This window comes from Pseudochrobactrum sp. Wa41.01b-1 (assembly GCF_019464455.1).
GTDB lineage: Bacteria > Pseudomonadota > Alphaproteobacteria > Rhizobiales > Rhizobiaceae > Pseudochrobactrum > Pseudochrobactrum saccharolyticum.
Genome location: NZ_CP080493.1, coordinates 433,472 through 447,929 on the forward strand (window position 1 = coordinate 433,472; position 14,458 = coordinate 447,929).

The window sequence follows — 14,458 nt, forward strand, 5'->3', positions numbered from 1 at the left end:
CATGAAGAGGTGAAATAATCCGGTCATTCCGTACCGGATACGGCAGCGCAAGTCGCGTGAGAACATCAATGTTCCGGCGCTTCGTCGTATAAAAATTTGTTTCCGGATTGCCAGCTGCGCATGGTGGTCTGATGATGCGTGTGCCCGGTTCTCCCGACCGGCGGCGCATATCGAAAGCTTATATTTTGACAAATCAAAATGAAACCGACCTGACCGCAGTTGCGGAAATTCAGGAAACTTCTGGCTTTGCCGCTTTGGGCATTACCGGTCTTTTGCTGAAAAATCTGGATGCCGCGGGCATGACTTCGCCAAAGCCAATTCAGCAGCAATCCCTGCCAGCCCAGCTTAAGGGCAAAGACATTCTGGGTATCGCGCAGACCGGCTCCGGCAAGACTGCAGCATTCTCCCTGCCGATCATCGAGCAGATTTTGGCACTTGGCGATAAGCGCCTGCCAAAGACCTGTCGTGCTCTGATCCTCGCGCCAACCCGCGAACTGGCTGTGCAGATTGAAGAAACCGTTCGTGTGCTCACCAAAGGCGCACATCTTTCGACCGCATTGATTTTGGGCGGTGTTTCCCGCGCCTCTCAGGTGCGCAAAATGGTGCCGGGCGTGGATATTCTGGTGGCAACACCGGGTCGCTTGACCGATCTGGTGCGTGATAAATGCGTTGATCTGTCCGCCACCAAATGGCTGGTGCTGGACGAAGCCGACCGTATGCTGGATATGGGCTTTATCAATGATGTGAAGCGCATTGCCAAAGCAACACGTTCTGACCGTCAGACTGCTTTGTTCTCGGCTACTATGCCTAAGGAAATCGTGGCACTGGCTGAAGGCCTGCTGCGTAATCCGGTGCGTGTTGAAGTTTCGCCTGCCGGTACAACTGCGGCTGAAATTACACAGGTTGTTTATACCGTTCCGACCAAGGATAAGAAAAAGGCGCTGTCCGGCCTTTTGACCAATCCTAAGCTGGAAACCGTTATTGTCTTTACCCGTACCAAACATGGCGCGGATGCGGTGACACGCACGCTGGAAAAAGACGGTTATTCCGTTGCAGCCATTCACGGCAACAAATCGCAGAACGCCCGTCAGCGTGCGCTGAACGGCTTTAAAGACCGTTCCGTGCGTGTGTTGATTGCTACTGATATTGCAGCGCGTGGTATTGACGTTCCGGGCATCAGCCATGTCATCAATTATGACCTGCCGGATGAGCCGGAAAGCTATGTACACCGTATCGGCCGTACCGGTCGTAATGGTGCTTCCGGTGCAGCGATTACGCTTTATGACGGCGGTACAGAACATGCAAAGCTAAAGGCTGTTGAGCGTGTTATCCGCAATAAGCTGACACTGAAAGACCTGCCGCCGCAGTTTGGTCCTTTGCCTGAGCGCACAGAAAAGCCAACCTTCGAGCACGAATGGCCAAAGCCTGATCCGCGTGCTGTCGGCAAGCGTAAAACCTCGCGCCCGTATAAAAATCTGGATAAAGCACCACAGCGCACCACTGGTTTTTCCGATGTGCGTGAGCTTTATGATGATGCCGCACCTGCCAAGCCACGCGAAGCAAAGCCTGCACAGGGCGAACGTGGCCGTCAGAACCGCAATCATTCCGGTCGTGGCGGTAAAAGCTCCGCTCAGGGCGCCGGTTATAATTCCGGTCAGGCCAATAGCGGCAAGCCTGCGAATAAAAAGACCTTCCACCGCAACAAGAAACGTGCGGGTCAGGACTGGAACAGCTAATTTATAAGCCTGTTCTAAACCTTGCATAATAGTGAAATAAAACACCGCCGGAACGCTTTCCGGCGGTGTTTTTATTTGTCAGATGCAGGCTTGCCGGAAAACTGTACCTTGAATAAGCTGTTCAGCAACAATAGGTTCGGCGCAGCAATGCGTATTTCTGCGCAGAATTAAAGGACAAATATAATGGTGCAGTCAGGTGTAACAAATTCTGTGATCGAGGCGATCGGCAACACGCCGCTGATCCGCCTGAATAAAGCTTCAGAGCTCACCGGCTGCGAGATTTTCGGTAAGGCCGAATTTGCCAATCCGGGACAGTCCGTCAAAGACCGTGCAGCGCTTTATATTATCCGCGATGCGGAAAAACGCGGGCTTTTGCGAAAAGGCGGCGTGATTGTGGAAGGCACTGCCGGAAATACCGGTATCGGCCTGACCATGGTGGCCAAAGCACTTGGCTATCGCACTGTTATCGTTATCCCTGAAACACAAAGTCAGGAAAAGAAAGATGCTCTGCGTCTGCTGGGTGCAGAGTTGCTTGAAGTTCCGGCTGTTCCTTACAAGAACCCGAATAACTATGTCCGGCTCTCCGGCCGCTTGGCCGAGCAACTGGCCAAAATCGAGCCGAATGGCGCGATCTGGGCAAACCAGTTTGACAGCCAGATCAACCGTCAGGCGCATATTGAGACAACAGCACCGGAAATCTGGCAGCAGACAGAAGGTAAAATTGACGGTTTCATCTGTGCGGTCGGTTCCGGTGGCACATTGGCCGGTGTGGCAGAGGGTCTGCGCGGCTTCAGCAAAGATATCAAAATCGGGCTGGCTGATCCGGAAGGCGCGGCGCTCTATTCCTATTACACCACGGGTGAACTGAAGGCTGAGGGATCCTCCATCACGGAAGGTATCGGGCAGGGACGCATTACCGGTAATCTCGAAGGTTTCAAGCCGGATTTCGCCTATCAGATCAGCGATGCAGATGCTCTGAAAATCGCTTTTGATCTGGTGCAGGAAGAAGGCCTCTGCCTTGGCGGCTCATCAGCTATCAATATTGCCGGTGCTATCCGCATGGCGAAAGATCTTGGCAAAGGCGCACGGATTGTGACAATTCTGGCTGATTACGGTAATCGCTACCAGTCAAAAATGTATAATCCGGCCTTCCTTGAAGAGCGTGGCCTGCCGGTACCGCAATGGCTTCTGACACGTTCAGACATTGCAGTTCCTTACGAGGCATAACCTAGTCTCTTTGTTGTTATCATAGTTTCAGGAAAAGCGGTTTTACTTTTCCTGAAACTGCTTTAAACCTCTCGCAAAAGACTTTTTCTTAAATGTTTGCATGAGGGTATGATGACACAGAGTCTGGAAACCAATCCGCTTTTCCGCGAAGATGCTTATCTGAAAGCGACACCGGCCAAGGTGATCGGTCTCACGGATGAAGGCGGCGTTATTCTCGATCAGACTGTGTTCTATGCCACATCCGGTGGTCAGCCCGGCGACAGCGGTTTGCTGCGCCGTGCAGACGGCAGCATCATTCAGATTGCCACCACTGTTAACGGCGCGACCAAGAATGATTTCATTCATGTGCCTGCTGAAGGTGAAACACTGCCACAGCTCGGAGAAGAGCTGATTGCAGAGATCGACTGGGAGCGCCGTTTCAAGCTGATGCAAATGCATACAGCCTGCCATTTGCTTTCCGTGATTTGTCCGTTTCCGGTGACCGGCGCTTCGGTCAATATTGATGACAGTCGCATTGATTTCGACATGCAGGGCAATGACCTGACAAAAGAGCAGGTCAGTGAAAAGCTGATGGAAATGGTCAATGCCGCATCGCCGGTGACTACAAACTGGATCAGCGATGAAGAACTGGCTGCCAATCCTGATTTGGTAAAATCCAAGAATGTGCGCCCGCCGGTCGGGCAGGGACGTATCCGTTTGGTGCTGATCGGCGACAATGGCTCCGTCGACTCCCAGCCATGCGGCGGAACGCATGTGGCCAATACCTCCGAAATCGGCGAGATTCATATCGGCAAGGTTGAGAAAAAAGGCAAAGAAAACCGCCGCTATCGTATCCGTTTCGGTAAGGCTCCGGCATAATATCGCTGCTTTTCCTTGTCATTATCAGGAAAACAAAGCAGTTGAGCGATCCGGCGTGCATAATGAAATATGCATGCCCTGAAATGAAGATCGGAACCCTATGAGCGATCCTACGGATAACGACGATAAAACGCTCGCTGATGAAGTGAGCGTTAATATTACCCGGCTGGAAATGGCTGCGCCGTTAAATGTTGCGGTGCCTTTGCCTGCGGGTCTCCGGCTGGCAATCATGCTGGCAGAAAATATGCCGGTGCATCTCTATCGCTATCTTTATGAGGTCATCGGCAAGCCGCATCACTGGATGCTGCGCCGTATGCAGAATGACGAGACTGTTACCTCGATCATTCAGGCCGAAGAAACCCGCATTCTGCTGCTCTATGTGGATGGTTGTCCCGCAGGTTTTGCTGAAATGCGGCTCAATCTGCCGGAGAGCGTCGATCTGCTCTATTTCGGGCTGGTGCCGGATTATCAGGGGCGGGGTCTGGCAAAATTCTTCTTTGCCGAGGCTCTGGCGGCAGCATGGTCACATAATCCGGAAAAACTGCGCCTTGAAACCAATACGCTTGATAGCCCCCGTGCTTTGCAGCTCTATCAGCGCATGGGCTTTTCGCCGGTTTCCACAGCTGAGGACGTGATTACGCTCTGGAAATAGAGCGTAATCCGTCAGAAATTGCGCCGGTCCCGGCTTTCTTCCGCATCTGAAATCAGGTGAATTTTCCTGGCATCTGTTTCAGCTGCTTCTGCCGGTTCAAAAACAATACAGTTCCGCCCCTGATTTTTCGCCTCATAAAGACAATGGTCGGCACGGCTGAAAATCTGCGAATTACTGTCGCTTTTATAGGCAAGGGCACCGCCCGCACTGATTGTCAGCGGTTCAACATGGCTCTGTGATATATAAAACGGCGTGTTCTCTATTTCCACACGAATGCGTTCGGCAACGCTGATAGCGGCAGCGCGGCTGGCATTGGGCAGGTAAACGCAAAATTCCTCACCGCCGACACGGCCAACCAGATCACCCTTACGGGTCACATTCTGCAAAGCATAGGCAATCAGCTTTAAGGCGCGGTCACCGACTGTATGGCCGTATTTATCATTGATATTCTTAAAGTGATCCGCATCAATAAGCAGTAACGCGCCTGCATCCTGACGGGAGCGGACAGTGCGCATCATTTCAAAGAAAGCCTCTCGATTATAGAGGTTGGTCATATAATCGATCTTTGAACGCGCCTGTAATTCATGATGGGCTTTCTCCAGATCGGAAAATGCTTTTGAAAGCTGCGTATTACGGTGAAACACCACCGTCATTGCCGGAAAAGCGGTAATCAGGGGGAGGATCAGACTCAGGCTGATGCTGAGCGTGCCAACCGGCTCATTGCGGATAAGCCCGACAATCATGTTGATTGCAACACAAAGCAGCGCAGCCGCAGCAGAAACAATAAAGGCTTTTATAAGAGCTGATTTCATAGTCTGTTCAAATATCCCTGAGCATATGCTGTAGTCTGAATATTTCAGTTAATGACTGGAAATGCTGAATAGAAATTACTGGCCAACCCGATATTCTCCTCCACATAAAGGAATAGTTCTTTCAAGCCTATTAAAATCAGGAATTGACGTAAATTCTTTATAAATAAGAGCTTTTTATTTTAGCGATACATAAACCTGCATTATACGAATAGCCCCGTTAGTGCCAAAATTATCATGCCAAGTCCGGCCAGAGAGACAACCCAGATCAGGCTTCGTACATAAGGAATCCCGAAAGCATAAGCGGGAATATAAAAGATGCGCCCGACAACATAGATCCACGCGCCTGCAATAGTGAGCCCGCTTTCCCGACCGGCAATATGGGCAATCATCACGGCTGCGAGAAACAGGGGCAGGGTTTCATAAAGATTGCGCTGCGCCCGTTGCAGCCGTGCGGTGATAATGCCGACAGGTGGCCCCGCCTCATCACGTGGTCCGGCATTATAGTCCAGACCTGTCTCACCGTTGCGGAAAAACGCGGGAAGCAAAACCTGAATAATTGCTACAATAAGCATGACGACAGCAAGGTTCAGTTCTGTACTCAAACTCTTCTTCCTTCATCGGAGGCAGATGCATGTCCGCAGCATTTCTGACAGCGGTTTATTTCAGGAAAAGATCAAAATGGAATTTCATCTGTCCCCAGCGAAATATAAACTTGGTTAACGCGGGCACATCAAGAGAAATCCGGCACAGCGATTTTGGGGCGGATAAAGCTGCTGGCAGATATTTGTTTGTTTCTTCATGGCAATAAACCATTGTTAATAAAGCGAGTTAATCAAATAGGGTTTGTTGTTCTGCAGATTATCAAAAAAGAAATCATCCCCCGAAATACACATAAATAATGAAAGATCTGATTTAAATATGTAGGCGAAAAAACGGGCGGGCAAGGTTTGGGGATTTGCTTTGTGCGGATTTTTAAGATTCTATCAATTAATTCTTGCGAACAGTCGCCAAATGTTGTGCATTTTCCGCTCTGAACAAAGGCGGGGATAAAGGTTTGGAAACTGTTTCGTTTTACAAGTAACAGGCTGGCATTGTCTGACTGGTATAAATGACAGGGGAAATGCCGGTTTTGTTGCAGACTGAATGTTGTTGTTTGTAATGGGTTTGAGTAGCGTAATGAAGTCATTTCAGAAACAGCCGCATGGGCCTGTTGCAATGAACAAGAGCGGGGGCCGGATGCTGCATTCTTCTCGGGTGAAACATATTCTTTGTCTTGGTGTGGTGGGATTGCTGGTTACAGCCTGTGCTTCCCCCCAGCCGGAAGTGAAGAAGAAAAAGCGCTCTAAGGAATATTTTGCAGAATCCGTCTATGGCGTAAAAGCCAGCCCGCGTGTAGCCAACGGTAAGAAAATCCCGCGCGGTGGCGGTCGCAATCAGGTCGGCAAGCCTTATAAAGTCAAAGACAAATGGTATAAGCCGAAGGAAGACCCGAATTATGTGAAAGTCGGCCGCGCTTCCTGGTATGGTTCGGCCTTTCATGGCCGTCTGACCGCCAATGGCGAAGTCTATGACATGACCCATCTGACAGCCGCGCATCCGACCATGCCGCTGCCAAGCTATGCCCGAGTCACCAATACCGCCAATGGCAGTTCAGTGATCGTACGCGTGAATGACCGTGGCCCTTATTCCAACGAGCGTATCATTGATATGTCGGAAAAAGCGGCTGAAATGCTGGATTACAAGCATCACGGCACCGCGAATGTTAAAGTCGAATATGTTGGCCGTGCGCCTTTGCATGGTCAGGATGATGCATTCCTACTCGCTTCTTACCGTCCGGCGGGCGGTGACAGCATCGGCCAGCCTGCGACAGGCGTGATGATGGCCATGAACGGCCCGACACCGACATCTGCGCCAAACCGTGCAGAACAGGGGGCGGCCAGCGCATTTGAGCAGATTTCCGCACAGCCGGAGCTGCCTTTCGGTTATGCTGACGGCGCAGCGCCTGTGCTGCCATCTGTTATTCCTGTACCGCTGGATAAGCCATATGGTCTCTATGCATCTGCGCAGAATGATATTCTGGTCAGTGCCTATGCCGGAAACCGTATCGCTCAAGCCAATGAGGGTATCTATTCCAAAGTGTTGATGCCGGATGCAGCCTCTGCCGAATGGCGCAATGCGCAGGCCGCAAAATATCTGCAGGCCAGTGCGGAGCAGGGTGAGTTTGTTGATCTCGGTACTTTCAGCAGCAAGGATGAGGCAGATCGTATCGCCTCGGCGCTTAAAAATATCGGAACAATCAGCAGCAGCATGACCCCGCAGGCTCAGGGCGATTTATATAGCCTGACTGCAAAATCACGCAGCGGCAATAATGACGCGCTGTTGCAGGCCGCATGGGCTGCCGGTGCAAATGATGCTTTTGTGGTGCGTGCCGAGTAATTTTTTACAGCGTGATATATCGTGTTTAAACGTCCGGCTACGCCGGACGTTTTTGTTTCAGCTTCATTGATCGTCAATCATCGTGAACTATTTTTGAGTCTGTTACAGAGAGAAATCACAACCGGAGAACAAGGTGGCCTGCTTTACCGGCACATATGAAAAGACAAAATCTGCAGGGAAGCTGCGTTTTGCTGCTGTGCTGATCATGAGCCAGTTTATTATATCTCATGCGCAAAGCGCCGAGCCGCCATTTACGGTGAAGTCCGAACAGGTTTTGCTGTTCGATTCCGATACAGGCAGCGTCTTATTCGCCCGCAAAGCCGATGCACCGTTTCCTCCGGCCTCTCTGGCAAAGCTGATGACTGCGGAAGTTGCGTTTCATGCGCTGACAACCGGAAAATTGCAGCCGGAAGCCAGTTTTACAGTCAGTGAACATGCGTGGCGTACCGGTGGCGCACCATCTGGCACAGCGACAATGTTTGCCAAAATCAAATCGCAGCTGACCGTGAATGACCTGATACAGGGCATTACAGTGCAATCCGCCAATGACGGTGCGATTGTACTGGCAGAGGGCATGAGCGGCAGTGAGCAGGCTTTCACCGTGCTGATGAACCAACGGGCGCAGGAACTGGGATTAAAAAGCTCCGTTTTTGCGAATCCGACCGGTTTGCCACTGGATGGTGCTACCCAAAAAGTAACGCTGAACGATATGGTGAAACTCGCGCAGCATCTGCATAAAACCTATCCGCAATATTATCCGCTTTATGCACAGGAAAGCTTTACGTGGAATAATATTATGCAGCGCAACCGCAATCCATTGCTGCGGTTAAATCTGGGTGCTGATGGGCTGGCCATGGGCGGCACCAAGGATTCCGGTTTTTCTTTTGTCGCATCAGCTGAATCCGGCGGACGACGTTTATTTATCGGGCTGAACGGAGCCAAAACCATTCAGGACAGAACAGAAGATGCTGAAAAGCTGATCCGCTGGGCGATGAATGATTTCGTTAAACTACCGGTTTTTACTGCGGGTACAGAAGTAGCTCAGGGCTCGCTCTATGGCGGAACGCAAGGATCAGTCGGGCTTGTGGTTCATGATGCGGTTTCCGTGCTTGTGCCTGTTCAGGATAAAGGCAAATTGCGCTCGCAAGTGATTTATCAGGGGCCGGTATCGGCACCGGTCTCCAAAGGACAGGAAATCGGCCGGATTCAAGTGCTGCGGGATAAGGAGATATTGCTCGAACGCCCTGTCTTTGCAGCGCAGGATGTGAGTGAGGGAACTTTGCGCAACAAGTCGATGGATGCGCTCTATGAGTTGGCGACAGGCTGGATACGTCGTTTGCTGAAATAAGAGTGCTTGTTTCCTTTGTCAGTTTTATTTGACAAAGCCATGCCTATCCCTCATTAAACTTATAATTATTAACGGTGTACAGCGTAGGAAAATCAGAGCTTTGTCAGGATTGCTGATCACATTTGAAGGCGGAGAAGGCGCGGGGAAATCCACGCAGATTCTTGCTTTGGCTGATCATCTGCGCGCTCAAGGCTATGAGGTTGTGGTCACGCGTGAACCGGGCGGTTCAGCCGGTGCAGAGGCTGTGCGCCATGTCATCCTGAGCGGTGCGGCAGAAACTTACGGCCCTGCGATGGAGGCACTGCTATTCGCCGCCGCCCGCAGCGATCATATTGACCAGAAAATCCGCCCTGCGATTGAAGCCGGACAGATTGTACTCTGCGACCGATTTATTGATTCAAGCCGTGTTTATCAGGGCATCAGCGGCAATCTTGACCCGCAATTCATGCGCTCGGTTGAGCGTATTGCCATTGATGGTACCATGCCTGATCTGACTTTCATTCTCGATATTCCGGCAGATAAGGGCTTAGCCAGAGCAGGCTTGCGTCGTGGCAATGAAGTGGCAGATCGTTTTGAAAAAGAAACCATTGCCACCCACGAAGCACGCCGTCAGGCATTTCTGGCTATCGCTGCCGAGGAGCCGCAACGCTGCAAGGTGATTGATGCAGACCGCTCGGTACATGAAATCAGCGCTGAAATTGCAGCACTCACCGATGCTGCTCTGAGCCCGCAAGAGGTGTCTGCCCATGGCTGAACAGACACCCAACAGTACCTATGATGCGATTGATGGTGTTCCTGCACCCAATGCGACCAGTTTTCTGACTGCGCATGAGGAAGTGCGCACATTTCTCGCGCAGGCCTATCAGGAAGGCCGCATGCATCATGCGCTGCTGTTTGAAGGTTTGCAGGGCATAGGCAAAGCGACAACCGGCTTTCATCTTGCCGGACATATGCTGAAATTTCCCGACAGTGCATCAGCACCGCAGCAGCTGAGCACGCCGGATCTGGATGCCGCGCCGTATCGTCAAATGTCGCAGGGAATGCATCCTGCGCTGTTGCATATTACGCGACCGTTTGATGCGAAAACCGGCAAATACCGCACGGCAATTACCGTTGAGGAAATTCGCCGTATCACGCATTTTCTGAGCCGTACTTCCGGTGATGGCGCATGGCGCATCGTTATTATCGATCCTGCGGATGATATGAACCGTAATGCTGCCAATGCTTTGCTGAAAACTCTGGAAGAACCACCTGCACGGGCGCTGTTTATTCTGATTTCCCATTCATCGGGCCGTTTGCTGCCGACGATCCGTTCGCGCTGCCAGTCACTGGCTTTCAAACCGCTGAATGATAATGAGCTGAAGCGCGCGCTGGAAGTTGCAGGCAGAGATGTCGGCATTGATGTACAGGATCAGACTTATTTCGCTGCACTCAGTGCGCGGGCGGAAGGTTCTGTGCGTAAAGCTCTGTTGCTGGTTGCCCATGGCGGGTTGGAAATTACCGATACAGTTGACGCTGTGCTGAGCGGCAATCATTTTGATCTGCCAAAGGCGCAGGCGCTTGCCTCTGTTCTCGGCGGCCGTGAAGCCGATGTGCAGAACCAGCTTTTCCTTGAATATTTGCTGGATAAAGCTGCCGCGCAGGCACTTAGTCTTGCTGAACAAGGGCAGGCGGTGCAAGCCAGTCAGTGGTCGCAATTCTGGGATGATCTGCGCCGCGAGGCGATGGAAACGGAAAGCTATAATCTTGACCGCAAACAGGCGGCACTGATTATGATGGAAAAGATGCACCGCGCTATGCGCAGCGGCATGCCGGTCTGAGGTTTGAGACCGGCTGATGCCGCCGAGCGAACCGGTCACTGTAAAAGGGCAGAAATATGCCATTCACAGGATCAAGAAACCGCATAAACAAGCATGAGTTTCTGAATTCGATGCATTTACTGCTGACTTACGGTCTGACATGCGATATGCCGGTTTTATCAGTTATCATCATATTGACTTCATGAGATAAAATATCTCGACAAGACGGATCCGACATGAGCCGCGAAAAATTTTACGTTACTACCCCGATCTTCTATCCGAACGGCACACCGCATATCGGTCATGCTTATACATCGATTGCTACAGATGCCATGGCGCGCTTCCAGCGTCTGGACGGCAAGGATGTGCTGTTCCTGACCGGTACAGACGAACATGGTCTGAAAATGCAGCAGACCGCCGAGAAGGAAGGCATTACGCCGCTTGAACTGGCTGATAAGAACTCTGCCGTGTTCCGCGAAATGCTGGCGAAAATCGGTTCCAGCCATGACCAGTTCATCCGCACCACAGAAGAGCGTCATTACAAAGCCTGTCAGGATATCTGGGAGCGCATGGTCGCTAACGGCGATATCTATCTCGACAGCTATGCCGGCTGGTATTCGGTTCGTCAGGAAGCTTATTTCGACGAGAGCGAAACAACCGTCGGTGAAGATGGCGTTCGCCGTGAGCCTATCGGTTCACCAGTGGAATGGCATGAAGAAGAAAGCTATTTCTTCCGTCTGTCCAAATACCAGCAGCCGCTGATCGATTATTTCGAAAAACATCCGGAATTTGTCGGCCCGTCTGAGCGCCGCAATGAAGTGCTGAGCTTCATCAAATCCGGCCTGCGTGATCTGTCTGTTTCCCGTACCACCTTTGACTGGGGTGTGCCGGTTCCGGGCAATGACAAGCATGTGATGTATGTCTGGGTAGATGCGCTGACCAACTATCTCACCGCTATCGGCTATCCGGATATGGATGCGGAGAAGGCACAGTTCTGGCCTGCAACTGCCCATATTCTGGGTAAGGACATTGTGCGTTTCCATGCGGTTTACTGGCCAGCATTCCTGATGTCTGCCGGTCTGCCTCTGCCGGAACGTGTTTTTGCACACGGCTTCCTGTTCAACCGCGGCGAGAAAATGTCGAAGTCGGTCGGCAATGTGATCGATCCGTTTGCCTTTATCGACCGTTATGGTCTGGATCAGGTGCGCTACTTCTTCCTGCGTGAAGTGCCTTTCGGTCAGGACGGCAGCTACAATCACGAAGCGATTGTCAACCGCACCAATGCCGATCTGGCCAACGATCTGGGCAATCTGGCACAGCGCTCACTGTCGATGATCGCCAAGAACTGCGAAGGTAAAGTGCCGGAAAAAGCCAACTTCCATGAGGAAGATACGGCTATTCTGAAACTGGCTGAAGAAGCAATTGAACTTGCCCGTAATGCGATGAAGGTTCAGGCCATTCATCAGGCGCTGGCAGCAATTTTCAATGTTGTATCAGAAGCCAATCGTTATTTTGCCGCTCAGGAACCTTGGGCACTGCGCAAGACCGATCCGGTACGTATGGGCACAGTATTGTATACGACCGCAGAAGTGCTGCGCCGCGTTGCAATTATGACTCAGGCCTATATCCCGACATCTTCAGCCAAACTGCTGAATATTTTGGGTGTTGCAGAAGATAAGCGCAGTTTTGCTGATCTCGGTGATGTGCTGATCAGCGGTGCTGAACTGCCTGCGCCGGAGCCGATCTTCCCGCGTTATGTGGAAACTGAAGAGTAATATCTTATATCAGATACGGGCGAATTATCGCCCGTATCATTTTCCCGAGTGCTAAGCCTCGGGCAGGACTTTTATTATGCTTGTAGACAGCCATTGCCATCTCGATTTCGCTGATTTTGCAGAAGAGCGTGACGCGATTATTCAGCGTGCTCTCGATTCCGGTGTCGAAAAGATGATCACCATCTGCACCCGCGTTAAGAAGTTTGATCAGATTTTAGCGCTCGCGGAGAGCTATGATCCGGTTTATTGCTCGGTCGGCACGCATCCGAATAATGCCCATGAAGAACTGGATGTAACCGCTGATGAGCTGGTACGTCTGGCACAGCACCCAAAAGTTGTGGCAATTGGTGAGGCTGGCTTAGATTATCACTATGATTATTCAACGCCGGAAGCGCAGCGCCAAGGCCTGCTGACACATATTGAAGCGTCACGCCGCACGCAATTGCCGCTTGTGATCCATGCGCGCAGTGCGGATGAGGACATGGCAGTATTATTGCGTGAAGAGACCGCCAAAGGCGCGTTCCCGTTTATTCTCCATTGCTTCTCGTCCGGCATTGAACTGGCACGCACCGGCGTTGAGCTTGGCGGCTATGTGTCTTTCTCAGGTATTATCACCTTCAAAAACTCTGCCGAAATTCGTGAAGCCGCAAAAATCGTGCCGCATGATCGTTTGCTGGTAGAGACGGATGCGCCTTATCTGGCTCCGATGCCACATCGCGGAAAACGCAATGAGCCGTCCTATGTTGCGCATACAGCTGCGGTTCTGGCGGATGTCATTGGTGTGAGTGATGCGGATATCCGCCGGATGACCGGTGAGAATGTACTGCGTCTGTTTACCAAAATACCTCGCTGATTATATTCGTTCAAACTATCAGATAATCATTTCAACCTTTTGATATTTAATTATTAAAAGGCGTATAAAAGCGGAACTGGCACATGTCTGACTTCTATCGCTTTACGGTTCTTGGTTGCGGCTCATCTCCGGGTGTGCCGCGTCCGAATGGCGATTGGGGTAAGTGCAATCCGGACAATCCGAAAAACCGCCGCCGTCGTGCATCGCTGCTGGTGGAGCGTGTCAGCCCTCATGGCACAACGCGTGTGGTGATCGATACGGGGCCGGATTTTCGCGCACAAATCATTGACGGGCTGGCAGGCAAAACCGACCGGCATATCGATGCGGCGATCTATACGCATCCTCATGCCGACCATATTCACGGTATTGATGATTTGCGCAGTTTTGTGCTCGACAGCAAGAGCCTGATGCCGATTTATGCAAACCGTCTGACGCTCAACCGGCTTTATGAGGCTTTCGGCTATTGTTTCGCCACGCCCTTCGGTTCAAGCTATCCGCCAATTCTTAAAGCCAATGAAATCGGCAATACCGAGAGTTTTACCATTAACGGGGCAGGCGGTCCAATCCGCTTTAAACCTATGCCGATGGTGCATGGCGATATTACCAGTCTCGGCTTTCGTATTGAAAATGTAGCCTATTGCTCGGATGTGAATGAATTTCCGCCGGAAACAGCAGCATCTCTTGAAAATCTGGATGTTTTGCTGATTGACGCGTTACAATACAGGCCGCACCCGAGCCATTTCAGTCTGGATGAGGCGCTGGAATGGATTTCACGCCTGAAACCGCACCGTGCTATTCTCACCCATATGCATGTGCCGCTGGATTATGATGAAGTGCGCGCTCTTGTACCCGAGAATGTTGAGCCAGCCTATGACGGTATGGTTTTTGAAGTTCCCGCAAATCACTGATTTAGCTCAGCCTGTTGTTTTTATTTGCAATCGGGCAATCCTCTCCGTAGTTTC

The 14,458-nt window shown here is 51.3% G+C and carries 13 protein-coding genes; 11 read left to right on the plus strand and 2 right to left on the minus strand.

Annotation, left to right across the window (positions count from 1 at the left end; all coding sequences use genetic code 11):
* Positions 1-185 precede the first annotated feature (185 nt).
* The 4 genes from K1X45_RS02030 to K1X45_RS02045 all read left to right on the plus strand — a co-directional run bounded on the left by K1X45_RS02030 (position 186) and on the right by K1X45_RS02045 (position 4,473).
* Entirely contained in the window at positions 186-1,736 is a 1,551-nt protein-coding gene (locus tag K1X45_RS02030; RefSeq protein ID WP_255560477.1) for a DEAD/DEAH box helicase, read from the plus strand.
* A gap of 183 nt (positions 1,737-1,919) precedes the next feature.
* Positions 1,920-2,963 carry a cysteine synthase A gene (locus K1X45_RS02035; RefSeq protein ID WP_220159662.1) on the plus strand — a complete coding sequence of 348 codons (1,044 nt, stop codon included), beginning with the start codon at positions 1,920-1,922 and terminating at the stop codon, positions 2,961-2,963.
* A gap of 111 nt (positions 2,964-3,074) precedes the next feature.
* Entirely contained in the window at positions 3,075-3,821 is a 747-nt protein-coding gene (locus K1X45_RS02040) for an alanyl-tRNA editing protein (protein ID WP_075655777.1), read from the plus strand.
* Between the two features lie 100 nt (positions 3,822-3,921).
* Positions 3,922-4,473 (plus strand): GNAT family N-acetyltransferase, encoded by a 552-nt coding sequence (locus tag K1X45_RS02045; RefSeq protein WP_022712085.1) that lies wholly within the window; start codon positions 3,922-3,924, stop codon positions 4,471-4,473.
* Positions 4,474-4,484: 11 nt separating this feature from the next.
* Here the strand turns inward: K1X45_RS02045 and K1X45_RS02050 are convergent, their stop codons facing one another.
* Together K1X45_RS02050 and K1X45_RS02055 are read right to left on the minus strand one after the other, a co-directional pair.
* Positions 4,485-5,285: a GGDEF domain-containing protein gene (locus tag K1X45_RS02050; RefSeq protein ID WP_255560478.1), complete on the minus strand. Its 801-nt coding sequence runs from the start codon at positions 5,283-5,285 to the stop codon at positions 4,485-4,487.
* 200 nt (positions 5,286-5,485) lie between these two features.
* Positions 5,486-5,887: an MAPEG family protein gene (locus K1X45_RS02055; protein ID WP_220159663.1), complete on the minus strand. Its 402-nt coding sequence runs from the start codon at positions 5,885-5,887 to the stop codon at positions 5,486-5,488.
* Between the two features lie 634 nt (positions 5,888-6,521).
* Between K1X45_RS02055 and K1X45_RS02060 the strand changes: the two genes are divergently transcribed.
* The 7 genes from K1X45_RS02060 to K1X45_RS02090 all read left to right on the plus strand — a co-directional run bounded on the left by K1X45_RS02060 (position 6,522) and on the right by K1X45_RS02090 (position 14,404).
* The gene (locus K1X45_RS02060; protein ID WP_255560479.1) at positions 6,522-7,721 is read left to right on the plus strand and encodes a septal ring lytic transglycosylase RlpA family protein; all 1,200 of its coding nucleotides are present in this window, start codon (positions 6,522-6,524) and stop codon (positions 7,719-7,721) included.
* 133 nt (positions 7,722-7,854) lie between these two features.
* The gene (locus K1X45_RS02065; protein ID WP_255560480.1) at positions 7,855-9,069 is read left to right on the plus strand and encodes a D-alanyl-D-alanine carboxypeptidase family protein; all 1,215 of its coding nucleotides are present in this window, start codon (positions 7,855-7,857) and stop codon (positions 9,067-9,069) included.
* A 100-nt stretch (positions 9,070-9,169) separates the two neighbouring features.
* Positions 9,170-9,823, plus strand: coding sequence for a dTMP kinase (gene tmk / locus K1X45_RS02070; protein ID WP_220159665.1), 654 nt, complete (start codon positions 9,170-9,172; stop codon positions 9,821-9,823).
* A complete protein-coding gene (locus K1X45_RS02075; protein WP_220159666.1) occupies positions 9,816-10,889 on the plus strand; it encodes a DNA polymerase III subunit delta' in 1,074 nt (357 codons plus the stop codon). Before tmk ends, K1X45_RS02075 begins: the two co-directional genes overlap by 8 nt.
* A 215-nt stretch (positions 10,890-11,104) precedes the next feature.
* Entirely contained in the window at positions 11,105-12,643 is a 1,539-nt protein-coding gene (gene metG, locus K1X45_RS02080; protein ID WP_220159667.1) for a methionine--tRNA ligase, read from the plus strand.
* Between the two features lie 76 nt (positions 12,644-12,719).
* Positions 12,720-13,496: a TatD family hydrolase gene (locus K1X45_RS02085; protein WP_220159668.1), complete on the plus strand. Its 777-nt coding sequence runs from the start codon at positions 12,720-12,722 to the stop codon at positions 13,494-13,496.
* Positions 13,497-13,579: 83 nt separating this feature from the next.
* Positions 13,580-14,404: an MBL fold metallo-hydrolase gene (locus K1X45_RS02090; RefSeq protein ID WP_220159669.1), complete on the plus strand. Its 825-nt coding sequence runs from the start codon at positions 13,580-13,582 to the stop codon at positions 14,402-14,404.
* Positions 14,405-14,458 lie beyond the last annotated feature (54 nt).